This is a genomic window from Arthrobacter sp. FW306-1B-G06A, assembly GCF_058781765.1.
In genome coordinates this window covers 1-22,855 of the sequence record NZ_JBYSXB010000009.1, presented here as the reverse complement: position 1 = coordinate 22,855, position 22,855 = coordinate 1, and the positions used below count along the sequence as shown (strand labels likewise).

At 63.0% G+C, this 22,855-nt stretch carries 22 protein-coding genes; 15 read left to right on the top strand and 7 right to left on the bottom strand.

The annotated features are described in order from the left end of the window. Positions 1–37 precede the first annotated feature (37 nt). Positions 38–1,993 carry a PTS mannitol transporter subunit IICBA gene (locus AC3WJM_RS06595; RefSeq protein ID WP_441437722.1) on the top strand — a complete coding sequence of 652 codons (1,956 nt, stop codon included), beginning with the start codon at positions 38–40 and terminating at the stop codon, positions 1,991–1,993. After that, positions 1,993–3,141 carry a mannitol-1-phosphate 5-dehydrogenase gene (locus tag AC3WJM_RS06590; RefSeq protein WP_306963602.1) on the top strand — a complete coding sequence of 383 codons (1,149 nt, stop codon included), beginning with the start codon at positions 1,993–1,995 and terminating at the stop codon, positions 3,139–3,141. The genes AC3WJM_RS06595 and AC3WJM_RS06590 overlap by 1 nt, the downstream gene beginning before the upstream one ends. A 194-nt stretch (positions 3,142–3,335) precedes the next feature. Here AC3WJM_RS06590 and AC3WJM_RS06585 read toward each other — a convergent pair whose 3' ends face one another. Further along, positions 3,336–3,824 (bottom strand): MarR family winged helix-turn-helix transcriptional regulator, encoded by a 489-nt coding sequence (locus AC3WJM_RS06585; protein ID WP_492271437.1) that lies wholly within the window; start codon positions 3,822–3,824, stop codon positions 3,336–3,338. Between the two features lie 60 nt (positions 3,825–3,884). On the opposite strand from AC3WJM_RS06585, the gene AC3WJM_RS06580 reads away from it, so the two are divergent. Together AC3WJM_RS06580 and AC3WJM_RS06575 are read left to right on the top strand one after the other, a co-directional pair. Beyond that, positions 3,885–4,616, top strand: coding sequence for an NAD(P)-dependent oxidoreductase (locus tag AC3WJM_RS06580; RefSeq protein WP_492271436.1), 732 nt, complete (start codon positions 3,885–3,887; stop codon positions 4,614–4,616). Continuing rightward, a complete protein-coding gene (locus tag AC3WJM_RS06575; protein ID WP_492271435.1) occupies positions 4,613–5,119 on the top strand; it encodes an anthrone oxygenase family protein in 507 nt (168 codons plus the stop codon). Before AC3WJM_RS06580 ends, AC3WJM_RS06575 begins: the two co-directional genes overlap by 4 nt. A gap of 205 nt (positions 5,120–5,324) precedes the next feature. Here the strand turns inward: AC3WJM_RS06575 and AC3WJM_RS06570 are convergent, their stop codons facing one another. Next, complete coding sequence (locus tag AC3WJM_RS06570) at positions 5,325–6,797, bottom strand: amino acid permease (protein ID WP_492271434.1); 1,473 nt, start codon at positions 6,795–6,797, stop codon at positions 5,325–5,327. Between the two features lie 158 nt (positions 6,798–6,955). Here AC3WJM_RS06570 and AC3WJM_RS06565 point away from each other — a divergent pair, with 158 nt between their 5' ends. The 3 genes from AC3WJM_RS06565 to AC3WJM_RS06555 all read left to right on the top strand — a co-directional run bounded on the left by AC3WJM_RS06565 (position 6,956) and on the right by AC3WJM_RS06555 (position 9,243). Next, positions 6,956–7,459, top strand: a complete 504-nt coding sequence (locus AC3WJM_RS06565; RefSeq protein ID WP_059388716.1) for a GNAT family N-acetyltransferase — start codon at positions 6,956–6,958, stop codon at positions 7,457–7,459. An 82-nt stretch (positions 7,460–7,541) separates the two neighbouring features. Then, positions 7,542–7,988: a MarR family winged helix-turn-helix transcriptional regulator gene (locus tag AC3WJM_RS06560; protein ID WP_306963595.1), complete on the top strand. Its 447-nt coding sequence runs from the start codon at positions 7,542–7,544 to the stop codon at positions 7,986–7,988. Positions 7,989–8,016: 28 nt separating this feature from the next. Then, positions 8,017–9,243 (top strand): MFS transporter, encoded by a 1,227-nt coding sequence (locus AC3WJM_RS06555; RefSeq protein ID WP_492271433.1) that lies wholly within the window; start codon positions 8,017–8,019, stop codon positions 9,241–9,243. Between the two features lie 77 nt (positions 9,244–9,320). Here the strand turns inward: AC3WJM_RS06555 and AC3WJM_RS06550 are convergent, their stop codons facing one another. The 3 genes from AC3WJM_RS06550 to rraA all read right to left on the bottom strand — a co-directional run bounded on the left by AC3WJM_RS06550 (position 9,321) and on the right by rraA (position 13,281). After that, positions 9,321–10,781, bottom strand: a complete 1,461-nt coding sequence (locus AC3WJM_RS06550) for a sugar porter family MFS transporter (protein WP_492271432.1) — start codon at positions 10,779–10,781, stop codon at positions 9,321–9,323. 258 nt (positions 10,782–11,039) lie between these two features. Beyond that, on the bottom strand, positions 11,040–12,692 hold the full coding sequence (locus AC3WJM_RS06545; protein WP_284988974.1) for an MDR family MFS transporter: 1,653 nt from the start codon (positions 12,690–12,692) through the stop codon (positions 11,040–11,042). Between the two features lie 106 nt (positions 12,693–12,798). Next, positions 12,799–13,281 (bottom strand): ribonuclease E activity regulator RraA, encoded by a 483-nt coding sequence (rraA, locus tag AC3WJM_RS06540; RefSeq protein ID WP_059388714.1) that lies wholly within the window; start codon positions 13,279–13,281, stop codon positions 12,799–12,801. A gap of 163 nt (positions 13,282–13,444) precedes the next feature. On the opposite strand from rraA, the gene AC3WJM_RS06535 reads away from it, so the two are divergent. The 5 genes from AC3WJM_RS06535 (at position 13,445) to AC3WJM_RS06515 (ending at position 19,425) form a co-directional block, all read left to right on the top strand. After that, positions 13,445–14,773 (top strand): MFS transporter, encoded by a 1,329-nt coding sequence (locus tag AC3WJM_RS06535; RefSeq protein WP_306963590.1) that lies wholly within the window; start codon positions 13,445–13,447, stop codon positions 14,771–14,773. Between the two features lie 121 nt (positions 14,774–14,894). Continuing rightward, the gene (locus tag AC3WJM_RS06530; RefSeq protein ID WP_059388712.1) at positions 14,895–15,497 is read left to right on the top strand and encodes a TetR/AcrR family transcriptional regulator; all 603 of its coding nucleotides are present in this window, start codon (positions 14,895–14,897) and stop codon (positions 15,495–15,497) included. A 239-nt stretch (positions 15,498–15,736) separates the two neighbouring features. Beyond that, the gene (locus AC3WJM_RS06525; RefSeq protein WP_307053233.1) at positions 15,737–16,930 is read left to right on the top strand and encodes an NAD(P)-dependent malic enzyme; all 1,194 of its coding nucleotides are present in this window, start codon (positions 15,737–15,739) and stop codon (positions 16,928–16,930) included. An 877-nt stretch (positions 16,931–17,807) separates the two neighbouring features. Continuing rightward, positions 17,808–18,758 (top strand): sensor histidine kinase, encoded by a 951-nt coding sequence (locus AC3WJM_RS06520; RefSeq protein WP_492271431.1) that lies wholly within the window; start codon positions 17,808–17,810, stop codon positions 18,756–18,758. After that, positions 18,751–19,425: a response regulator transcription factor gene (locus tag AC3WJM_RS06515; RefSeq protein ID WP_332602874.1), complete on the top strand. Its 675-nt coding sequence runs from the start codon at positions 18,751–18,753 to the stop codon at positions 19,423–19,425. The genes AC3WJM_RS06520 and AC3WJM_RS06515 overlap by 8 nt, the downstream gene beginning before the upstream one ends. 83 nt (positions 19,426–19,508) lie before the next feature. On the opposite strand, the gene AC3WJM_RS06510 is transcribed toward AC3WJM_RS06515, so the two are convergent. Continuing rightward, positions 19,509–19,979, bottom strand: coding sequence for a DUF4383 domain-containing protein (locus AC3WJM_RS06510; protein WP_059388710.1), 471 nt, complete (start codon positions 19,977–19,979; stop codon positions 19,509–19,511). A 198-nt stretch (positions 19,980–20,177) separates the two neighbouring features. Here AC3WJM_RS06510 and AC3WJM_RS06505 point away from each other — a divergent pair, with 198 nt between their 5' ends. Both AC3WJM_RS06505 and AC3WJM_RS06500 read left to right on the top strand, forming a co-directional pair. Beyond that, positions 20,178–21,170, top strand: a complete 993-nt coding sequence (locus AC3WJM_RS06505) for a hypothetical protein (RefSeq protein ID WP_492271430.1) — start codon at positions 20,178–20,180, stop codon at positions 21,168–21,170. A gap of 53 nt (positions 21,171–21,223) precedes the next feature. Continuing rightward, a complete protein-coding gene (locus AC3WJM_RS06500; protein ID WP_492259143.1) occupies positions 21,224–21,394 on the top strand; it encodes a hypothetical protein in 171 nt (56 codons plus the stop codon). Between the two features lie 75 nt (positions 21,395–21,469). Here AC3WJM_RS06500 and AC3WJM_RS06495 read toward each other — a convergent pair whose 3' ends face one another. Further along, on the bottom strand, positions 21,470–22,105 hold the full coding sequence (locus tag AC3WJM_RS06495; RefSeq protein WP_492271429.1) for a LysE family translocator: 636 nt from the start codon (positions 22,103–22,105) through the stop codon (positions 21,470–21,472). A 103-nt stretch (positions 22,106–22,208) separates the two neighbouring features. On the opposite strand from AC3WJM_RS06495, the gene AC3WJM_RS06490 reads away from it, so the two are divergent. Then, positions 22,209–22,664, top strand: a complete 456-nt coding sequence (locus AC3WJM_RS06490) for an Lrp/AsnC family transcriptional regulator (protein ID WP_284989253.1) — start codon at positions 22,209–22,211, stop codon at positions 22,662–22,664. The last annotated feature ends 191 nt before the right edge of the window (positions 22,665–22,855 follow it).

Genomic DNA, 22,855 nt, shown 5'->3' with positions numbered 1-22,855 from the left:
CCGCATTGATGCGGGACTCACGTTAGGAATTCACACAATGGCAACAGCGTCAGTTGCGAAACCGCGCACCAGCGTGCGCGTTGGTGTCCAAAAGTTCGGAACGTTCCTCTCGGGCATGATCATGCCCAACATCGGGGCCTTTATTGCATGGGGCATCATCACCGCCCTGTTCATCCCGGCAGGGTTCTTCCCCAATGCGGACCTGGCCAAACTCGTGGGCCCCATGATCACGTACCTGTTGCCGCTGCTGATCGGCTATACCGGCGGCCGGGCGGTCCATGGCATCCGCGGCGGCGTGGTTGGAGCCGCCGCCACCATGGGTGTGATTGTGGGTACGGATATTCCGATGTTCATCGGTGCCATGCTCATGGGCCCGCTCACGGCCTGGATCATGAAGAAGCTCGACAAAGTGTGGGAGGGCCGGGTCAAGCCGGGCTTCGAGATGCTGATCGACAACTTCTCCGCAGGCATCGTCGGTGCCGCACTGGCCATCTTCGGCATGTTGGTGATCGGTCCGGTTGTTAAGGCCTTCAGCGACGGCGCGAGCAACGTCGTCGAGTTCCTGGTCCACAACGGACTCCTGCCGCTGACCAGCATCTTCATCGAACCCGCCAAGGTCCTGTTCCTCAACAACGCGGTCAACCACGGCATCCTCACTCCGCTCGGTACGGAACAAGCGCTGCAAAACGGCAAGTCCATCTTGTTCCTGCTCGAGGCGAACCCCGGCCCGGGCGTCGGCGTCCTGCTCGCCTACATGTTCTTCGGCAAGGGCCTGGCACGGGCATCCGCTCCCGGCGCCGCGCTCATCCAGTTTGTCGGCGGTATCCACGAGATCTACTTCCCGTACATTCTCATGAAGCCGATCCTCATCCTCGCCACGATCGCGGGCGGCATGACCGGCATCTTCACCTTGGTGGTCACCGGCGCGGGCTTGCGTTCGCCGGCAGCCCCTGGCAGCATCATCGCCGTCTTTGCCGCGACAGCGAAAGACAGCTATTTCGGTGTCGCCCTGTCCGTGCTCCTCGCAGCCACAGTGTCCTTCCTGATCGCCTCCGTGATCCTGCGGACCAGCAAGACCACCGATGTGGACGCGCTGGGCCAGGCAACGTCCAGGATGGAAGAACTCAAGGGCAAAAAGAGCTCCGTTTCCTCCACCCTCCTGGGCGCCGGCGGCGGTACCGCCGTCCTGACCCGTCCTATCCAGAACATCGTGTTCGCGTGCGACGCCGGCATGGGCTCCAGCGCGATGGGTGCCTCGGTCCTGCGCAACAAGATCAAGGCAGCCGGTTTCCCGGACGTCAAGGTCACCAATTCGGCCATTGCCAACCTCAGCGACACTTACGATGTCGTGGTCACGCACCAGGACCTGACAGAACGCGCGCGTCCGGTCACCTCCAGCGCCGTGCACGTCTCCGTGGACAACTTCATGAATAGTCCCCGGTACGAGGAGATTGTGGAACTGGTCAAGAGCAGCAACGCCGGATCCGGCGCTGAGGGCTCGACGGCGGTTGCCGAACCGGCCGCCGGTGCCCACGCGGCCCAGCCAGCCGTCGTCGGGGGCAAGGATGTCCTGCTCCCCGAAAGCGTGATCCTCACCGGCACCGCGACGGATCGTGACTCGGCCATCGACGAAGCAGGCAAGCTCCTGCTGGACCGCGGCGCCGTGGACATGGGCTACATTCACGCCATGCATGAGCGCGAGGAATCGGTGTCCACGTACATGGGCAGCTTCCTGGCCATCCCGCACGGCACGAACGCTGCCAAGAACCACATCCTGCACTCCGGTGTGTCGATCGTCCGCTATCCCGAGGGCATCGACTGGGGCGGCAAGCAGGTCAAGTTCGTCGTCGGCGTCGCCGGCATCAACAACGAGCACCTCCACATCCTGTCCTCCATCGCCAAGATCTTCACGGACAAGGCGCAAGTGGCCCAGCTTGAACAGGCCACGTCGGTTCAGGAAGTGCTGGATCTGTTCGGGAAGGTCAACGCATAGTGAAGGCAGTCCATTTTGGGGCAGGGAACATCGGACGGGGATTCGTCGGCTTGCTGCTGCACGAGGCCGGATATGAGGTGGTCTTCGCCGATGTCGCGGATGCCTTGATCAGCCAACTCGCCTCCGCGTCCTCCTACGAGGTCCACGAGGTCGGAGAAAACGCGGCGGTCAAGACCGTGTCCGGTTTCCGGGCCCTGAATTCGGGCACCGAAGAGGTTGCCGTCGTCGCGGAAATCGCGACGGCGGACCTCGTCACCACGGCGGTCGGGCCGCACATCCTCAAGTTCGTGGCACCCGTGATCGCGCGCGGCATCGCCGGCCGCTCGCCGTCGTTGGCTCCGCTCCAGGTCATGGCCTGCGAGAACGCCATCAACGCCACGGACCTCCTGCATTCCGAAGTGGAAGCCGCTTGGGACGGTGCCGCCGGTGACCTGTCCTCCGCTGCTGTTTTTGCGAATACCGCGGTGGACAGAATTGTCCCCAACCAGGCGCCGGGCCAAGGCCTGGACGTCACTGTGGAGACCTTCTACGAGTGGGTCATCGACCGCACGCCGTTCGCGGGGGCGGCGCCAGTGATCCCCGGCGCGACCTTCGTGGACGAGCTCGGTCCGTATATCGAACGGAAGCTCTTCACGGTCAACACGGGACACGCCTCGGCAGCATACTTCGGCTACGGCGCCGGCTTGGAGAAGATCTCCGATGCGATGGCCGACGCCTCGGTGGCCGCCCGGGTGCGTGCCGTGCTGGAGGAGACCAAACAGCTTCTCGTGGCCAAGCACGGTTTCGTCGAAGCTGAGCAGGAAGCGTACGTGCAGAAGATCCTGTCCCGCTTCACCAACCCGTACCTGCCGGACACCGTGAACCGGGTTGGCCGTGCTCCGCTCCGGAAGTTGGGCCGGCACGAACGGTTCATCGGCCCGGCAGCGGAACTGGCCGAGCGCGGAATAACTCCCGTTGCCTTGCTCGACGCGATGTCCGCTGCCCTTCGTTTCGACGACGGAGCCGACGACGAAGCCGTGGAACTCGCCCGCATGCTTTCGGAGATGGACGCCGCCGAGGCGGTTGAGCGGATCACTGAACTGCCGCCGTCGCACCCGTTGTTCCCGCAAGTGCAGAAGCTGATCGAAGACCGCAAGGCCGAGGCCTAGGCTTTCCGGCGACGCCCGCTGGCGGTCCGGTGCGCCCGCGTGCCAGCCGGCCTGCGACGCCCGCTCAGATATGCGGGCCTTTTCCGGGACGCTCGCTCGGATATGCCGGCTTTTTCCTGAACGCTCGCTCACCCTCCTTTACCTGATGTGAAGGAGGGTGAGCGCTTTGGGCTCCAAAAGTGAGCGAGCGTCGATCAATTGCCGAGTTCTTCCGACGCCGTTCTTCCGGCGGCCTGGACGCGCCGCAGGAAGTCGGTAATGACTGCGATTTCAGCGTCGTCGTAGTCTGCGCAGATGGTGTCCATGAGGCTGTTCATTCCCGAGTAGAGGCGGAACATCTCGGCGTTTCTGTCGGGAAGAACCCGGATCACTACGGCGCGCCGGTCGGACGGATCGCGGTCCCGGACAATCCAGCCTCCGCGTTCAAGCCGGTCGAGGATGCCAGTCATGGTGGCTGGGTGCAGGCCGGCGTGTTTGGCCAACGTGCTCGGGCTGAGCGGCCCCCTGCTTGAGATCAGGTCAAGGCAGTCGAGGTCAACATCCTTCAGTTCGGCTTGGGTGCCGACCTGGTGATTGAGTACGGATAGTTGCACGCGCACGCCGCGAAGCTCGGCTTTGAGCTCAGCGACAGCACGCCGCCGACGGCGCGGAGTTGCCGCCTCTTGATTTGATATGGAACTCATATGATATCGTTTCTGTATTGTATGGTTTTCCTAGGACAAGAATACCGGAGGCCGCATCACATGAAGATTGCAGTATTCGGGGCGAACGGCCCCACCGGAAGGATTCTCACCGCACAAGCGCTCGACGCCGGACACGTCGTCACCGCTGTCACGCGCAGGCCGCACGAATTCCCGCTATCCGCTCCCGGCCTGAGTGTGGTCGGCGCCGATGTGTACAACTTCGAGGACGTGAGCGCCGTCGTCGAAGGAAGTGATGCCGTCCTCTCAACGCTCGGTGTTCCATACAGTCGCCGGCCGATCACGGTCTATTCAGTAGGCACGGGCAACATCATCCGGGCAATGGGCAACCATGGCGTCCGTCGATTGGTCTGCGTGAGTTCCAGCGCTACCGATACTATGGCCGGCCCGCATGGCGGATTCTTTTTCGAGAAGGTGCTACAGCCCCTCGTCACCAAGCTGCTGGGTAAGACGCTGTACGAGGACATGCGGCGGATGGAGGCCGCCGTCGTCGACAGCGGCCTGGACTGGACAATCATGCGGCCTTCCGGTCTTTTCGAAACCGATTCCGTGACCGAGTACAAGATGGCCGTTGACTACATAAATGGCACTTTCACGTCGCGGGCCGACCTTGCGGACTCAATGCTCAGGCAACTCACTTCGGACGAGTTCGTGCGCAAAAACGTAGCAGTCGCAACCTTTTCGCAGAAACCGAACCTCATTCAGCTACTTTTGCGTGAAGCCAGCAGCAAGAAGGCCGCGCCGGATAGCGTCCCCGAGGGAAAGTTGTCATGAGCCGTCTAGCCATCCAGTCAGTGGTCCGTATCGCTGGGCTTGTATTCGTCGGCCTGTTCGCGGGGTTCCTCACTGGGATACTCGTCTTGGAATTGTCCTTGCGGCAATTTAGCAGCACGGTTTACGCCCAGCTCCAGCAGGTGGCCCTCGTCGGGCTGCCTCTCCTGGCCTCAGTCCTCCTGTTTCCAGCGCTGATTGCCACGGCGGCCCTGGTATTGATGGAGCTCAAGACAAGGGATCGCGGTTTCTGGTTGGTGGCCGGCGCCCTCGCGCTGCTGCTCGCGGCCTTGATCACAACACTCGTAGTCAACGTTCCTATCAATCTGGCCGAAGCTGGATGGAACGTCAGCAACCCGCCAGGGGACTGGGCGGACATACGCGACCGTTGGCAGGTGGGCCACGCAGTACGAACCTTTGCTGCGTTCTTGGCCTTCGGAGCTTTGTCAGCCGCCGCGGCGCGACAACCGATCCGCCGTCGGAGTTTGCAGCCCGCGCCAGCATAAGTCCCGGCGCCCAACGCTCACCCGCCTTTGGCGGGACAGCCGAAACCCTCCTTCGCGTGATGACGTGAGGGAGGGTTTCGGGTTTTGCCCATATAGGTGAGCGCGCGTCCGAAGGATGGCCGCTATATGTGAGCGGGCGTTGCGTCGAAAAGGCTCGTAGGTGAGCGCGCGTCGGAAGGATGGCCGCTATAGGTGAGCGGGCGTCCTAGCGGGCGGCGGTTTCGACTGCGGCCGTCTCGGTTTCGGCCATGGCCTTCCACTCGGCGACGCGGGCTTGGTGCAATGGCGATTTCCGGACCAAGGCGTAGGCGACGGCGAGGATCGCGAACCAGATGGGCGTTACGAGCAAAGCTGTGAGGGTGTCCGGCTGCGTCGTCAGGGCCCAGACCAGGAAGCCGAAGAAGGCGAAGACCACCCACACCATCACGATCCCGCCGGGCATCTTGAACGTCGATGCCTCGTGCAGTTGGGGCCGGCGCTTTCGGAAGACGAGGTAGCTGGCCAGGATGATCGACCACACGAACATAAAGCAGACGGCGGACACCGTGGTGACCATGTCGAAAGCTGCTCCGATGTCCTTGCCCGCATAGAGCAGGGCGACGCCGCCAAGGAGAAGCACGCAGGACAGGAACAGGGCGTTCTGCGGAACCTTGCGGCTCGAAAGACGGCCGAACATCTTCGGGGCATCGCCGTCGTTCGCCAGGCCAAACACCATGCGCGACGTCGAGTAGATACCGGAGTTGGCCGAGGACATGGCGGAAGTCAGGACCACGAGGTTCACCACGGTGGCCGCGATGCCCAGTCCGGCCAGGGAGAACATGGCGATGAACGGGCTGTGGCCGGCTTTGAACTCGGTCCACGGGATGACGGACATCAGGATGATGAGCGCGCCGACGTAGAACAGCATGACCCGGACCGGGATGGCGTTGATGGCGCGGGGCAGGTTGTGCTCCGGGTTCTTGGTCTCGGCCGCGGCGGTGCCCACCAGTTCGATACCCACAAAGGCGAAGACGGCGATCTGGAAGCCGGCAACGAACCCCATGAATTCCTTGGGGAAGAAGCCGCCGTGGCTCCAGAGGTTGGTGAAGCTTGCGGCGCCGGCGTCGGACGTGAAGCCGGTGGAAATCATCACGATGCCCACGATGATCAACGCGGCAATGGCGATGATCTTGATGAGCGCGAACCAGAACTCAGTCTCGCCGAAGGCCTTCACTGTGGGGAGGTTCAGGAGGAGCAGGATGACGATGGTCGCGAGCCCTGGAATCCAGAGCGGCACGCCCGGCCAGAACTCATTGGCGTAACCCGCGATGGCGATGACATCGGCCACGCCAGTCACCACCCAGCAGAACCAATAGGTCCAGCCGGTGAAGAAGCCTGCCCAGGGACCGAGGAGGTCGCCGGCGAAGTCGCTGAAGGACTTGTAGTTCAGGTTGGACAGCAGGAGTTGGCCCATGGCGCGCATGACGAAGAACAGCATGAAGCCGATGATCATGTACACGAAGATCACGGACGGCCCGGCGACAGAGATGGTCTTTCCGGAGCCCATGAACAGGCCTGTTCCGATGGCGCCGCCGATGGCAAGCAACTGGATGTGGCGGTTGCTCAGTGAGCGTGCCAGATGCGGCTCGCTGTCTTTGCTGGAGGCAGTGCGTTGCCCCGTTGTTGTCTGGTCGGACATATCTGCATCCTTCGGGTGATTCGCCGCATGGTGACGTGGCTAACAATTCTGCTAGTCCAAACTAACTCGAACCATTCAAGAATTTGTGATTGATCGTTTCACCTAGAATTCATGAAGGCGCGTAAACCGAAGCCGCAAGCTTGTGTCAGGCTGGTGTTATGAGTCACGCAAATCCAGGAGTGAAGCCGCTATTGAGCATGGTTCTGGACGAAGGCGTCTTCACGCTCCGCCGGGCCCATTGGGAGGACCTCCCTGCCATTCTGAGACTGCTCGCCGCCGATCAATTGGGCAGTTCCCGTGAAAATGCCGAGGACGTCGGCCCCTATCTGCAGGCGTTTCAGCAGATCAACGAGGATCCGGCCCAACTGTTGGTGGTGGGCCACTTGAACGGCGCTTGCGTTGCAACTTTCCAGCTGAGTTTCATCCCGGGCTTGGCCCGGAAGGGCTCGCTGCGCTGCCAGATCGAGGCCGTGCGCGTCGCCGCCGAGTTGCGGGATCACGGCGTCGGTGCGGCCATGATGCAATGGGCCATCGAAGAGGCGCGGAACAGGGGCTGCACCCTGGTCCAGCTCACCAGCGACAAGTCCCGCAAGGACGCCCATCGCTTCTATGAGCGGCTTGGTTTCGTGGCAAGTCACGAGGGAATGAAGCTGGCGCTGTAGCGCGGGCGGCCTAGAGGCCGCGCCAAACCAAAGGCCCGGACCCCTTGATATTTAGGCAGCCTAACTGTTAGGATACCTAAATATGAATACCAATCACGTTGACGATGCGCTCCTTGCCCTCGCCCAATCATTCCGGGAAGCTTTGCGGCAGAGCGTCTACGTGATGCGCCGCCTCGATTCCGAGGAGCAACTCAGCTCTGCCCAGCTTGGCGTCCTCAAGATGGCGCTCGACGGCGGTGCCCGCGTCGGTGGGATCGCACGGAACCTTGGGGTCAAGGTTCCCAGTGCCACGGAGCAGATCATCAAGCTTGAGCGTGCGGGCCTGGTCAAACGCGAAGCGGACCCGGACGACTCCCGTGCCGTCCGCGTCGCCGCGACGGCGGCGGGGCGTGCCGCCGTCGAGAACGCAGACCGTCGCCGTAACGAATTCATCGCCGGGATCCTCGGAACGCTAAGCCAGGCAGAACGCGACGCCGTGGAAGCCGCCCTTCCGGTGTTCGACAAGATCAACCATTCAGTCCAGAACTGAACAAGCCAAGAAACTAGGAGAGCAGTCCATGAAAGGCCAGCTCGCAGATCAACTGCAGCCAGCGGAAGAAACCCTCGAGGCCGAGAAGGCTTCGTTCCTCAAGCAGCCCAAGGCTGTGTGGGCCACGGCGATTGCCGCCGTCTTCGCCTTCATGGGCATCGGTTTGGTGGACCCGATCCTGCCGGCCATCGCCAAGAACCTCCAGGCCAGCCCCAGCCAAGTGTCGTTGCTCTTCACGAGCTACTTCCTCGTGACTGCGGTCGCGATGCTCGTGACGGGGTTCGTCTCTTCGCGGATCGGCGGCAAGAAGACGCTCATGATCGGCCTTGCCCTGATTGTCGTGTTCGCCTCGCTCTCCGGCCTGTCCGGAAGCGTGGGTGAGCTGGTCGGATTCCGCGCGGGTTGGGGACTTGGCAACGCTCTCTTCGTGGCCACCGCGCTTGCCGTGATTGTCGGCGTCGCGAGCGGTGGAACCGGAACTGCGATCATCCTGTACGAAGCAGCCCTTGGCTTGGGCATTTCCCTCGGCCCGTTGCTCGGCGCGCTTCTGGGCGGCTGGCAGTGGCGCGCGCCGTTCTTCGGCACCGCCGTCCTCATGGCCGTTTCCTTCATCGCCTTGCTGGCCTTGTTACCCAAGACCCCGACGCCGGCAACGAAGGCCCGTTTGCGTGACCCTCTCCTTGCCCTGGGCCACAAGGGCCTCCGCACCACTGCGGCCAGTGCCCTGTTCTACAACTACGGCTTCTTCACGATCCTTGCCTTCACGCCCTTCATCCTTGGAATGGACGCCTACGGTATCGGTGCCGTGTTCTTCGGTTGGGGCGTAGCAGTGGCCGTGTTCTCGGTCTTCGTGGCTCCCCTGCTGCAGCGTCGATTCGGCACCACCAACGTCCTGATCGGCACCCTCGCCGCTCTTTTGCTGGACCTCGTCGGGCTGGGACTGGCCGCGGGGCACTCGGTGACTGCCGTCGTCGTGCTTGTCATTGTGGCGGGCGCCCTGCTGGGCATCAACAACACGCTCTACACCGAACTGGCCATGGAGGTCTCCGATTCGCCGCGTCCGGTAGCATCGGCCGGTTACAACTTTGTGCGCTGGATGGGCGGGGCGCTGGCTCCGTTTGTCGCGGCCCAGCTGGGTGAGCACTTCGGCCCGCAGGTGCCGTTCTTCGCCGCCGCCCTTGCCCTCGCGTTCGCGATCCTCGTGGCCGCTGGTGGTCGCCGCTTCCTGAAGTCCCACGAACCGCACCTCCTGTAGGAGGGCCCAACTAGCTCGCAGTTGTTGTCGTTTTGAGGCCTCATAACGACAACAACTGCGAGTCAGTTGGGTGGAGACTACTGGGGTGTGACCGCGAGCTCCGCAGGCTTGGAGCCCTTCGGGACGAACAAGGTGTCGGCCTGTTCGAGGGACATGCCGTTGGTTTCTGGCACCTTGAACATGACGAAGAAGAACGACGCCGCGGCGAACAGTGCGTACATGCCGTAAGTCAGCGGCAGCGAACCGGCCGCCATGATCGGGAAGCTCAAGGTGATGGCGAAGTTGGCGATCCACTGGGCTGCGGCGGCCAGGCCGAGCGCACGGGCCCGGATGCGGGACGGGAAGATCTCGCCCAGGAGCACCCACACCAACGGTCCCCACGAAGCGCCGAAGCTCACCACGAAGACGTTGGCGGCAACGAGGGCCACAGGACCCCAGGCGCCGCTCAAGGAAACCGAAGAGCCTGTCCCGGTGGCAGAAGAGAAGGCCAGCGCCATGGCACCCAGGGACACGGCCATGCCGATCGAGCCAGCCAGCAGGATGGGCCGGCGGCCGATGCGGTCCACGAGGGCGATGGCCACGAGCGTCACCAGGATGTTGGTGACGGACGTTGCCACCGAGATGGTCAGGGAGTCCTGCTCGTGGAAGCCGACTGCCTTCCACAGGGTGGTGGAGTAGTAGAAGATCACGTTGATGCCGACGAATTGCTGCAGCACGGACAGGATGATGCCGATCCACACAACTGGTTGCAGGCCGAAGGCCTTGCCACGCAGGGAGCCCTTCTTGGTGGAGAGCTCGTCCTGCTTGATGGAGTCGCGGATTTCGCGGATGTGGCGTTCGGTGTCATCGCCGGGCATCAGGGTGTCGAAGATTTTGCGTGCGGTGTCTTCCTTGCCGTTGAGGACCAGGAAATGCGGGGATTCGGGCAGCCGGAAAGCGATCAGGCCGTATATCGCGGCGGGCACGGCGCACGCGATGAACATCCAGCGCCAGGCCTCAATTCCCAGCCACAACGCGTGGTGGGCGCTTCCCGCGGACGTGGCCAGGACCGCGTCGGACAGCAGGGCCGCGAAAATGCCGGTGGTGATCGCGAGCTGCTGCAGCGACGCGAGCCGCCCACGGACCTGGCGCGGGGAGATTTCCGAGATGTAGGCCGGCGCGATCACCGACGCGAGGCCGATGCCCAGGCCGCCAACCAGCCGCCAGAAAACCAGGTCCCAGACGCTGAAGGCCAAGCCCGTCCCGATGGAACTGACCAGGAAGAGTGCGGCACCAAGCTTCATGGCCGGGATGCGGCCGTAGCGGTCGGCCACCTTCCCCGCGAGGTACGCCCCTGCTGCGCAGCCGAGCAGCGCGACCGCCACAGCGAAGCCGGTGACGGCTTCGCTCAGCATGAATTCGTCCTTCATCGCGTCGACGGCGCCGTTGACCACGGAGGAATCGAAGCCGAAGAGGAAACCGCCCACAGCTCCGGCAACGGCCAGGCCAATTACTTTGCGTGGGACGCCGGAACGGCTGTCGGAGCTGGATTTGGGCATGGCTCTCCCTTGAGGAAATGTGGTGGATTGTGCGGCGCGGTCGTCGTCGGCAGCTGGTTCCGACGGGGACGCCGGTGCACTCGCGCTACACAGTGTGGCACGCCGCCAGCGTGACTTCCAGTCAACCCCACCAGCCACACCGGACGTGTCACGCCACGCAAACTTTCGCGCCGCCGTCGGGCGCTCCACCGCGCAAACGCTGGAAACGACAACGGCAGGCAGCCCAAAAGACTGCCTGCCGTGACGCGATTCGAGATATTAGTGGGCCGAGACGGATTCCTTCGCTGCCGCCTTCGGATCCGTGAGTTTCTTGTTCGGCAAAGCGAAGGTGATGAGGAACGCGAGGCCGGTGAGCGCCGCGGCGGTCAGCATCACGGTGTCGATCGACTGCGCGAAGCCTTCAAGGATGGGCCGGGTGAGCGCCGGGTTGGCGTGGTGCAGCCAGCTGGTGTCGTTCAGCGAATCGTTCGTGGCGCCGTTCTTGAAGAAGTCGTACAGCTTGGCGTTGGCAGGATCCGCGGCTACCGCAGGATCCTTGAGCACCTTGAGGTAGTCCGCGCTGCCCATGGCGTCCTTCATGCCCGAGGCGATCTTGTCGGCGGCCAGGCTGAAGAGCATCGAGATGAACACGGCGGTACCCACGGCGCCGCCCATGGAACGGAAGAACGCTGCAGTGGACGTGCCCACGCCCATGTCCTTAGGCGGTACGGAGACCTGCATGGCCAGGGTGAGCGGCTGCATGCAGAAGCCCAGGCCCATGCCGAAGAAGACGGCGATCAGGCCGGGAACCCAGAGGCCGGTGTCCACGCCGAGGGACAGGCCCATGACGATTGCGGCGGCGGTCAGGATGCCGGTGCCGAGGATCGGGAAGATCCGGAAAACGCCCGACGCCGAGATGGTCCGTCCCGCTGTAATGGAACCGAAGAGGATGCCCACCGTGAAGGTGATCATCATGAGGCCGGCCTCGGTGGGGGTGAGGCCCTTGACCAGCTGCAGGTACATCGGGAGCATCGCGATGGCCCCGAACATACCGATGCCGATGATGAAGTTCAGCAGGGAAGACAAGCCGAAGGTGATGTTCCTGAAGAGCCGAAGGGGGATCAGCGCGTAGTCGCCGGCACGCCGCTCAACCAGCAGGAAGGCGATGATGCCGATGACGCCAAGCCCGTAGCAGATCCATGCGTTCCCGGAGGTCCAGCCCCAGCTGCGGCCTTGTTCGGCCACGAGCAGCAGCGGAACGATTGCCAGCGTGATGGCTGCCGCGCCCCAGTAGTCGATCTTCTGCTTGACGTGCTTCGCGGGCAGGTGCAGATAGAAGAACACCACAGCCAGTGCGGCCAGCCCGATGGGCAGGTTGATGAAGAAGACCCAGCGCCAGCCGTCGAAGCCAAGGATGTTGGCCGAGCCTGCAAAGGCACCGCCGACCACGGGCCCGAGCACCGAGGAAACGCCAAAGACGGACATGAAGTAGCCCTGGTACTTGGCACGATCCTTCAGGGCAACGATGTCGCCGATGATCGTCAAGGCGAGGGCCAGCAGACCGCCGGCGCCCATACCCTGGATGCCGCGGGCGATGGCGAGCTCGGTCATGGAATGCACGGAACCGGCGTACAGGGATCCGGCGAGGAAGATCAGGATCGCGGCGAGGTACAGCGGGCGGCGGCCGAAGATGTCGCTGAGCTTGCCGTACAACGGGGTGGTCACCGTGGATGTGATGAGGTAGGCCGTAGTGGCCCACGCCTGCAGGGACAGGCCGTCCAGGTCGTTGGCGATCGTGTAAATGGACGTGGACACAATGGTCTGGTCCAGGGAGGACAGGAACATGCCGAGCATGAGGCCCACCATGACGGTAAGCGTCTGACGGTGTGTCAAGACCTCTCCGGCGGCCCGCACAGGCGTGGCGTTGGACATTGCTTCTCCAAGGGTGGATGTAAGGGGACTAAGCAGGATAGTTGCTTTCAGTAACTATCCTAATGGCTCCTGTATTCCCTGTCTTACCCGATTGGCGAGAAAAATGTCACCGCTCCACCAGAATCCCGTCAGGATCGCAGTAGATCAGGTTGCCGGGTTCGATGTGCACTCCGTCAATCACCAAGGCGATGTCCACTTCGCCACGGCCCACTTTGGAGCTCTTCTTGGGGTTGCTACCAAGGGCTTTGACGCCCAGAGGCAGCTCCGCGATCGCCACGCGATCGCGGATGGCCCCATTAATCACGACGCCGGCCCAGCCGTTCGCGACGGCGCTTTCGGCAATCATGTCCCCCATGAGGGCGGTGCGCAGGGAGCCATAACCATCCACCACCAGCACGGCGCCCTCGCCCGGTGTTGCCAGAATGGTCTTCACCAACGCATTGTCCTCAAAGCATTTGATGGTGCGAACGGGGCCGTTGAAGTGGGACATGCCGCCGAGGTCCTGGAACTGCAGTGATATCGACTCGACTTCTTCGGCACGCTCGTCGTAGAGATCGGCGGTGTTGATGGGGTTCGCTGGGCTGTTCATCGTTGATCCTCCTCGGTCCGTTGGAGTTACCCTAACGCGTGCGGACGAGCCATAGCGGGTCCTGGGCTTGCCGGTTGTCCACATACGCGCCTTCATGACAGCCGGGCAGGCTCCCTCGGCGCTAGGCTGAATTCACACGTCCAGAGGCTAGGGGAGTACCGTCATGAGCCTGTCCGATCTGCCCGGTTCATTGCCTGAAAGACCGGTGGCGGATCCTGCCCTCGATCCTTCGCGAACGCAAGGCCCGACGACGGCGCTCGCCGAGCCCGTGGAGCGCGTCCGGTCGCTGTGGGTCACCGGAGTAGTGCTCGTCAATGTTGGCATCAACGCCGCCTTCTTCGGCCCGATCCAGGTTCTGCTTGGACAGCAGGCCATCCACTTTGACGAAGGCCAGAAGGAAGCCATCCTTGCGCTCGTTACGGGATGTGGTGCGGCGGTGTCTATGGTCGCGAATCCCCTGTTTGGAGCGTTCAGCGATCGCACCACGTCCCGCTTCGGACGGCGAGTCCCTTGGGTGCTTTTCGGGGCCATCCTGGGTACCGCCGCATTGCTTGCGCTAGCGGGAGCTCCCAACGTGGCGGTCATGACTATTCTGTGGTGCCTTGTCCAAGCCGGCTGTAACGGTGCCTATGCGGCGATCACGGCGGCTATTCCGGACCGCGTGCCTGTGCCCCAACGCGGCGCGGTCGGCGGCCTTGCGGCCATGGGCCAGACGGTGGGCATTCTCGTTGGCGCAGTCATCGCTTCCGTAGTTTCGGGGAACTTTGCCCTCGGCTACATCCTGTGCGCCGCTGCGCTGCTTGCCGGCGTCGTGCTCTATCTTTTCAAGAATGGCGACGTGCCTCTCGCTCCCGAGGCCAGGCCACCGTTCAAACTGTGGACATTCGTCAAGGGCTTTTGGATCTCGCCTGTCAAATACCCGGACTTCGCGTGGGCATGGTTGACGAGGTTCCTGGTCAATGTCGGCAACCACATGGTCACTTTGTACTTGCTCTTCTTCCTCAAGGATGCCGTGCATATCGAGGAAATGCAGGGGATCAAGCCGGAGTTTGGCGTCCTCATCCTGACAGGCCTTTATGCCGTCATGGTGATCATCACCAGCGTGGTGGGCGGTGCCATCAGCGACCGCATGGGCAAACGCAAACCGTTGGTCATTGCTTCCTCCGTCGTCATCTCGATAGCTGCGTTGATCCTCGCGTTCGAACCCACGTGGACGGGGGCCATTGCGGGTGCCGTGGTGCTCGGCGTGGGCTTCGGTGCGTATCTGGCGGTCGACTTCGCCCTCATTACCCAAGTGCTGCCTGCGGCCTTGGATCGGGGCAGGGACCTTGGGGTCATCAACATCGCCAACTCTTTGCCGCAGGTGATCGCGCCGGCGATTGCCTCGATTTTCGTTGTGTTCTGGGGTGGTTACGTCTCGCTGTATGTGGCCGCAGCGGTCATTGGCTTGCTGGGAGCGGTTTTCGTCGTGAAGATCAAGGGCGTCGCGTAGACCTGGGAATCCGTTCTCAGGGAACTGACAACTTGCTGCCGTATCATTGTCAGGACGCGCTCGGTCTATGGGGGGCCGCGCAATCTCCCCGAACGAAGCCCAAACCAACAGAACGCCGGAAATGTCCGAACCGAACTCCTTGGAACCGTATTCGCTGGATCTGGCCGCGGGGTTGCCCCAAATGGCGGCTGCTCCCACCACGCCGAGACAGCTATTGCGCTACGCCCGGATACTGAAGACTGCCGCGGGATTCGCCCAGCGGCAGTTCGATACTGTGAGCCTCTCGGATGTATCCACTCGGGCCCACGTTCCGCTGGGGACGCTCTACCGTTACTTTCCGTCCACCGTCCATCTGATGCTCGCCGTCTACCGGCAGCAGCTCCGCGAACTCAACGACGCCAAGCCGGCATCTTCGAGGTGCAGCCAGCAAGAGCTCACCGGTCTCGGGATGGAAATTTTCCACATGCGAGTCATGCAACCCGCTGTAGAACACTGCCTGTCCCGCACGTGGGACACCCGCGATGGTGACATCCCCGTACTCTTGCGCGATATCGAGGCGCTTTCGGCCGAGATGGTCGCGGCTGCGATCGGCGATGCCGGGAGGGCCAGGATTCTGCTCCACGTCATCAGTGGTCTGGTCCAGTCCGTCAACTGCCGCCGGATCTCACTTTTCGACGCAGAGAAGGACCTCAAGAACGCCTGCAAGTTGATTGCGGACGCGTAGCTTTTCGGGGAATCACCGTAATTGGTCTAGACCACTACGACCAAAAGTATGAGTTTATGACTGGATGTCTCTAGTCTTCCTATCAGGCCCCTGTCTACGAAGACAGGACCCAAGCGGCTAGCAGCCCATATCCGCAGGAGTTTCACCGCACGGACCAGCCACCCTTGGTCCGGCACCGAAGCCTCTATACCTGCCCGAATTGTGCCGTGGGTTCACGGCTAGCCTGAGGAGACAACGACGTGTCCGTCGAGACCATCACCCCTGAACAGAATCTGACTGCCCTGGCGCTGAGTGAAGAGGAAATCTTCACCGCCCACGAGGGCGGCAAGCTCTCCGTGTCCAGCACCGTGCCGCTTTTGAACAAGCGGGACCTTTCCATCGCCTACACGCCCGGCGTCGCCGAAGTGAGCCGCGCGATCCACGCGAACCCGGAGCTTGCACGCACGCACACCTGGGCAGAGCGGCTCGTTGTGGTCGTCAGCGATGGGACCGCTGTCCTGGGCCTGGGCGATATCGGACCCAGCGCCTCCCTCCCCGTCATGGAAGGAAAGTCCGCGCTCTTCAAGGCCTTCGGTGATCTTGACTCCATCCCCTTGGTCCTCAACACCACCAACGTGGACGAAATCATCGAGACGCTGGTCCGCCTGCGTCCTAGCTTCGGCGCCGTGAACCTCGAAGACATCTCAGCACCCCGCTGCTTCGAACTCGAAGAGCGCCTCATCGAAGCCCTCGACTGCCCCGTCATGCACGATGACCAACACGGCACCGCCGTCGTGGTTCTCGCGGCCTTGACGAACGCCGCCAAGGTGACCGGCCGTGAGCTTGAGGGACTGAAAGTTGTCGTTTCCGGCGCTGGCGCCGCGGGGATCGCGGTCTCCGAGATCCTGCTGACCGCAGGCGTCAAGGACGTTGTGCTCCTGGATTCCAAGGGCATCATCAACGCCGAGCGCGCCGACCTGGTGGCCGATTCGGGCAGCGTCAAGGCCCGCTTCGCCCAGCGCACCAACCCCCGCGCCCTTTCCGGCGGACCCGCGGAGGCCCTGCAGGGCGCCGACGTGTTCATCGGCGTTTCTTCGTCCAAGCTGGCCGAGGAACACTTGAAGCTCATGAACGAGAATTCGATCGTGTTCGCCCTGTCCAACCCGGACCCGGAAGTCCTGCCCGAGGTCGCCGTCAAGTACGCAGCCGTCGTGGCCACTGGCCGGAGCGACTTCCCGAACCAGATCAACAACGTCCTGGCCTTCCCCGGAATTTTCCGCGGAGCCTTGGACGCCGGCGCACGCCGCATCACTCCGGCCATGAAGATCGCCGCGGCCCGCGCCATCGCCGCGCTCGCCGAGGACGAACTCTCTGCCGAATACATCGTGCCCAGCCCGCTGGATCCCCGGGTTGCCCCTGCAGTCACCGCGGCGGTCGCCGCGGCGGCTGAATAGCCCGCGCGCTTAACCCTACGAGCCGACGACGGCGACCCTCCCGTGCTGGGGAGGGTCGCCGTCGTTCTTTTTGTTCCGCCGTTCGGGATAAGTGAGCGATGGTTTGGGATGTGGGCCGGATAGGTGCGCGAGCGTTTGGGATGTGGGCCCGATATGTGAGCGCGCGTTTGGGATTTTGGCCCGATATGTGAGCGGGGGTCTGGTTCGACAAACGCTCGCTCACTTATGCCGGCATTTTCCCAAACGCTCGCTCACTTATGCCGGCTTTTTGGTCGACGCTCGCTCACTTATGCCGGCATTTTCCCAAACGCTCGCTCACGTCTCGCGCTGGCTCCAAGGATGAATCCGCTGGCTTCCGGGTGGAGATCGAACGCCGGAGCGCGGAATCGGCGTTCCCCCGTGCTTGGCCGTGGATAGGGTGGCTGACATGGAACAGACACTGAAAGTTGTACGGCATTGGGGCGCCCCTGCGGCGGCCGTCATTTTCTTCACGCTGTGGTGCGTGGCGGAAGCGGGATTTATGGCGGCATGGCTTCCCCATTGGGCCGAATTGTGGAAGCTTATTCTGTCAAGATTTTCGATACTGATCTTGACCACTTTCGCCATTGCTGTCTCGGCATGGCGACCCGTGCTCTCTCTGGGATTCACGGCCGTCTTGCTAATGGGTCAGTTGGTGTACTTCATCCCGGAGCCTGATTCCAATGATTGGGCGATTTACTTGGGCTCATTCATTGCCTTGGGGTTTTCGATGTGGACGGCGAGGGGTCGTCTGCAATTTGTTGTCGCCGGGAGCAATGTGGCTTTCGCCGGTGTAATGGTTTTCATGATGTTGTCGTGGCGCTACGGGCAGGGCGTTGGCTGGTTCCGGCCGTTATTTATGGGCGACAGATTCGCCCTGGCCAACAACGGCTGGCAGGTGTTCTCGTTCCTTTTCCTCATCGCAGCTGGTTGCGGCGCAGCGGGCCTGGCCCTGCGCCTCTACGAAGAACGCGGGAGCCTTTTCAAAGCCCGGAATCTCGTCCAAGCAAACCTCAAGGAGACCGAGGTCGAGCTCGTCGTGGAACAGGAGCGCACGCGGATCGCCCGCGACCTTCACGACGTCTTGGCGCACTCGCTCGCTGTGATCGCCGCGCAGGCCGACGGCACCCGTTATCTCAGCCAGGACCAACCCAAAGCGGTGCTCGACGCCTTGGAGAATATCGCGGTGTCAGCCCGCCACGCACTCGTGGACGCCCAGCGCGTCATTGAGGGAGTGCGCGACGACGGTCTGGTGGCTCCGCAGCCCCGGCTCACCGACGTCGGGCCTCTTGTGGAGCGGATGCGCCAGGGGAGCCTCAAGGTCCAGCAGAGCGAAACCGGAACCCCGGTGGACCTTGGCGCGGGCCAGCAACTCGCGGTATTCCGGATTGTGCAGGAATGCCTGACGAACGCCCTCAAGCACGGCGGACGCGGCACCGCCGTGCGCCTTCATTTCGACTGGAGCGGCCCCGGGCTGACCATGCACGTCGCGTCGGAATTGCCGGCGTCCGTTTCGATTGGGGGGACGGACGACGGCGGTACCGCCGAGCGCGTGGGGCGCGGCATCCCCGGAATGCGCGAGCGTGCTCACCTAGCCGGCGGCTGGCTCAGTTCCGGGCCCGACGGCGAGCAGTTCCGCGTGACGGTGTTCATCCCCTATGGTTCGCGGCCGGCAGCGCTCCTTCCGGAAGGTGGAGCGGAAGAGGAGGGTGTTCCGTCCGTTGAGGGGCTGGAGCAGGAGCCGGCGCTGGCTCTCGAGGGCGCCTCGCCGTCGTCGGGCACTGAGCGGGAAAGCGTCGGACGTGGCTGAAACACCGATCACGGTGGCCTTGGTGGACGACCAACCGCTGTTCCGCTCCGGCATCCGCATGCTCGTCCAGAGCCAAGCGGACATGGACATGGCTTGGGAGGCCGACGACGGCGAACAAGCCGTGGCGCTCGCGGCCAGGCAGCGGCCGGACGTGATGCTGATGGACCTTCGGATGCCGGTGCTTGACGGAGTGGAGGCCACGCGCCGCATCACGGAGGAAGCCGATGCGGCCGGGGTGGACAAGCCAAAGATCATTGCCCTGACCACCTTCAACAGGGACCAAGCCGTGGTTGACGCCGTGCAGGCGGGCGCGAGCGGATACCTGCTCAAGAGCGCCGAACCGGAATTTCTGCTGGCTGCCATCCGGACCGTGTATTCGGGATACTCAGTGATCGCGCCCGGTTCGGTTCACGAACTCTTCCAGCACGCGGCCAGGACGGTGCCGGTCGCCGGGCCGGACCTCGCCGTGATGGACGAGTTGTCGCCGCGCGAGCGGGATGTGTTCCTCCTGGCGGCCAAAGGCTTGGGGAACGCCGAGATGGCGCAGAGCCTGTTTGTCTCCGAGGCGACAGTGAAATCCCACCTACGCAGTGTGCTCAGCAAGCTCGGGCTGCGTACCAGGCTTCAGCTAGTGGCCTTTGCCTACGAACATCGGCTTCTCGGGTAGGCACCCCGGACGCAAAGGCGGCGGCCGCCCGAAAGGGACGGTCGCCGTCGTGCAACTGCAGAGTGCTGCAGAGTGAGGGGGCGCTACATGGCGCGGCCCTTCGACTCCTCCCTTACATCGCGTCCAAGCCATAGCCCAACGGCAACCATGACAACACCGAGAACCAGGTGCAGCCAGTCGTCCGCAGCGTTCATGGGCACGAAGTCAGCGCTCATGTTCGACATGGTGATCAGGCCGTAGATCCACAAGACGAGGTAGATTGCGCCGCCACCGATGAGGTAACCGCGCGCCATCCTTCCAGTCCTTGCGAAGTACAGGCCTGCTGCGCCGAACAGCAAATGGACAATATTGTGCAGGACGGATACTTGGAAGACTCCAAGAAGCATGGCGCCCGAGTCATGTCCTGCGAAGGTCATGGCGCCGTAATTGCTGGTGATGCCCGGGATAAATCCCAAGACGCCAACAGCCAGGAAAACCCAGCCCAAAATCAGTGCTGAGTTGTGGAGCGTCAGCCCCATCGCGTGGTGCTGCGCGGGGTGTGAAGCAGTAGTCATAGCTCCTCCCGATCACGATTTCCATCGGCCCTTCAAATGGAGGGCCGTATCGCGGCAAGGAGTCGGAAACCCTGCCGACGAGGATATCTTACTCCCGAAAACCCCGGAAATAGAGGGGAGAGGCCGGGACAAGCGCAGCTAGCATGGTTCTGTGATGCCCGATTCTGCGACGCTTTATCCCGTGATGGCAGTGCAACCGTGAGTGAGCCATCGGTTCCCGGAGTGCGCGGAGCGATTTTCGGGGACACCCGGGACATCACGCCGTTCCGGAACGGACATGTCCGCACATCGGTAGGTGGACTGGCTGAGGGCTTGGGCGGTGCGATTTGGGGCGTCCTGAGAGGAAAAGCCGCAGGCCGGATCGACGTCGCCGGGGACGTCCCCAGGCTCAAACGGCTGGCTGGCAAGACCGCCAAATCGGTGTACGACGCGGTCTTCACCAGCACGGAACCGGATCGGCTCATCACCCTGGCGCGTACCTACCCGGGCTGGGCTGGCCTCTGCTACGTGATTGCCGGGCTGCTTGTGTACAAGCACGGAGGATATCTCCGGGCCTCGGAACTTCTGCAACGGGGCTTGTCCATCCGGATCGACGACGCCGCCAGCCAGTTCTCATCAAGCTACCTTCGCAGGGTGGTGACGCGGATCGAGGTGGCGGAGCGGATCGACGTTTCAGTGCTGTTCAGCGAGGAATCCGTGTTCCTCGCCCTCTCGCATTGCTTCAGGGAGACGGGCCAGACGGCGGAAGCGCTGGACTCCCTGGCCAGCTTGCCGCCGTCGTTGCCCTCCGCCTTGGCCCGCTGCACCGCGGCGGCGGCGCTCGAGCGGCACGCCGACGTCGTCGCCTGGACTGAGGGGCTCCGCAACACGGACGACCTCTCGGCGGCGCTGCTGCTGATTCGGGCACAGTCACTCAGGATGTTGGGGGAGCGGGAGGCGGCGCAGGCCGCGCTTGAGGAGGTACTCCGCAGGAAGAAGACCAGCCTCGCCTTGCGGAACGACGCCCTCACGGACCGGGCCCTCTCGAAGCTTGAGGTCAGGCGGAGGACGCCCAAGCCGAGGCCCTTTGTCGCTGAGCGGGTCCGGCGCGGCAAGACGGAGGACGCTGAGCTGGATGCGGTCGATGGGATTCGCAAGGACATCGAGATACGCCGAATGTGGAACAAGGACTTCGGCGAGCCGGGCGACTAAAGCAGGGGCCAACGCAGGGCGGCTACGCCCGACGCGTGCGAATGATTCCCCGAATGGAGACCCCCACGGCGCCGACAAGTGGGAGCAGCATTGCCCCCATCGCTGCCTCCGCCGAATCCAAAGGACACCAACGCTACCGGAATCAGTTCTTCTCCGGCGATCTGCAGGGGCGGGCCGTACGCCCTCGATACGCCGACCTTCTTGAAGGCCTCCACGAGAGCTGAAAAGTCATCGGACATGAAGCCGACCATAGGCTGCCTCGCCCAAGAACACCAGAGCGAGATAGCCCAGCGGCCGTGTCACCGGAGCATCGGAAGCAGCTGCTCGCCGAGCAGGACAGCCCCGAGGCCCATCATGATGATGCCGCTCGCAAGGGTCACCACACGCGCGGCCGAAGGCCGGGACTGCAGCAGCTTCCGCGAGCCGAGGGCCACCACCGTGTAAATGATGCCTGCGAATAGGACGAACGTGAGGCCCAGCACGCCTGACTGCACCGGCACCGGCAACGACGCCTCCGGGCTCACGAATTGCGGCACAAGCGCCAGGAAGAACAGCAGGCCCTTGGGGTTGATGCCGCTTGTGCCCATGCCTTGCAGGAAGGTGCGCAATTGGTTTCGGGACTGCCCGACGGCGTCATCCGCACTGAAGCTCGCGCCGCGCCACGAGCGCATGGTGCTCACGCCGAGCCAGAGCAAGTACGCGGCACCCGCGATCGTCAGCCAGCCAAGAAGCCCCGGAACGCCCGTCAAAACGGCGGCGAGTCCGGCCACCAGGAGGGCCGTGTGCAGCACGTAGCCGCTGCACAGGCCGGCCACAGCGGGGAGGAAACTGCGCTGCCGAAGGCCAGCGGCAATCGAATACGCCCAATCGACGCCCGGGGTGCACGCCAAGGTGACGGCGACAATGACGAAGGCGAGGAAAAGCTGGGGATTCATGGTGGCTCCTGGCTGGCGGTTACACCATGAACTTTATGGAAAATCGGCCCATAAGTGTTCCTATTTTTAGCCAGGCTTGCCGCGGTTTCGGTAAGATATTTGCGTGATTGATGGAATCGATAGAACTATTTTGCGCCACCTCAAAGAGGATGGCCGAATGACTGCCACCGCGCTCGCCGCAAAGGTGGGATTGACCGTGGCTCCGTGCCATCGCAGACTGCGGGATCTCGAAGCTTCCGGGGTCATCCGTGGGTACAGGGCAGACATCGATCCTGGGGCGATTGGCCTCGGATTCGAGGCGATAGTCTTTGTGACCCTGCGCCAGGCTGACCGCACCACGATGTCGGAGTTCGAAGACCGGGTGGCAGCCATTCCGAACATCGTCGAGGCCCAGAGACTCTTCGGCTCGCCGGACTACCTCCTCCGCGTGATCGCAGCCGATCTCCCGGCCTACCAGCGCTTCTACGACGACCAACTCTCGGCGCTTCCCGCCGTCGAGCGCCTCAACTCGACGTTGGTGATGAAGAACCTCAAGCCGAACGCGGGACCGCCGGTCTGAGTTCGGTTTCCACGACGGAACCGGTCGGGGCCTTGGGATTCGTTGCCGAGCCAACGTCGGTAGGTATCGGTGGCTTGGTTCCGGGGCCGGCCTAAAAATGGGCCGGCCTAAAAATGTCGTAGCCTCCTGGCAGAGTGTTTCCATGGAAGCGATCGGATGCGTCGACACCCGGCAGGGCCTTGGGGCCGGTG

Bases quoted from the DNA above. Each gene is read 5' to 3' on its own strand.
- AC3WJM_RS06570 (WP_492271434.1), bottom strand. From the start codon at position 6,797: ATGTCCGACCAGACAACAACGGGGCAACGCACTGCCTCCAGCAAAGAC.
- AC3WJM_RS06555 (WP_492271433.1), top strand. From the start codon at position 8,017: ATGAAAGGCCAGCTCGCAGATCAACTGCAGCCAGCGGAAGAAACCCTC.
- AC3WJM_RS06510 (WP_059388710.1), bottom strand. From the start codon at position 19,979: ATGACTACTGCTTCACACCCCGCGCAGCACCACGCGATGGGGCTGACG.
- AC3WJM_RS06520 (WP_492271431.1), top strand. From the start codon at position 17,808: ATGGGCGACAGATTCGCCCTGGCCAACAACGGCTGGCAGGTGTTCTCG.
- AC3WJM_RS06550 (WP_492271432.1), bottom strand. From the start codon at position 10,781: ATGCCCAAATCCAGCTCCGACAGCCGTTCCGGCGTCCCACGCAAAGTA.
- AC3WJM_RS06575 (WP_492271435.1), top strand. From the start codon at position 4,613: ATGAGCCGTCTAGCCATCCAGTCAGTGGTCCGTATCGCTGGGCTTGTA.
- AC3WJM_RS06585 (WP_492271437.1), bottom strand. From the start codon at position 3,824: ATGAGTTCCATATCAAATCAAGAGGCGGCAACTCCGCGCCGTCGGCGG.
- AC3WJM_RS06535 (WP_306963590.1), top strand. From the start codon at position 13,445: ATGAGCCTGTCCGATCTGCCCGGTTCATTGCCTGAAAGACCGGTGGCG.
- rraA (WP_059388714.1), bottom strand. From the start codon at position 13,281: ATGAACAGCCCAGCGAACCCCATCAACACCGCCGATCTCTACGACGAG.
- AC3WJM_RS06595 (WP_441437722.1), top strand. From the start codon at position 38: ATGGCAACAGCGTCAGTTGCGAAACCGCGCACCAGCGTGCGCGTTGGT.
- AC3WJM_RS06495 (WP_492271429.1), bottom strand. From the start codon at position 22,105: ATGAATCCCCAGCTTTTCCTCGCCTTCGTCATTGTCGCCGTCACCTTG.
- AC3WJM_RS06580 (WP_492271436.1), top strand. From the start codon at position 3,885: ATGAAGATTGCAGTATTCGGGGCGAACGGCCCCACCGGAAGGATTCTC.
- AC3WJM_RS06545 (WP_284988974.1), bottom strand. From the start codon at position 12,692: ATGTCCAACGCCACGCCTGTGCGGGCCGCCGGAGAGGTCTTGACACAC.
- AC3WJM_RS06560 (WP_306963595.1), top strand. From the start codon at position 7,542: ATGAATACCAATCACGTTGACGATGCGCTCCTTGCCCTCGCCCAATCA.
- AC3WJM_RS06500 (WP_492259143.1), top strand. From the start codon at position 21,224: ATGGAGACCCCCACGGCGCCGACAAGTGGGAGCAGCATTGCCCCCATC.
- AC3WJM_RS06530 (WP_059388712.1), top strand. From the start codon at position 14,895: ATGTCCGAACCGAACTCCTTGGAACCGTATTCGCTGGATCTGGCCGCG.
- AC3WJM_RS06565 (WP_059388716.1), top strand. From the start codon at position 6,956: ATGAGTCACGCAAATCCAGGAGTGAAGCCGCTATTGAGCATGGTTCTG.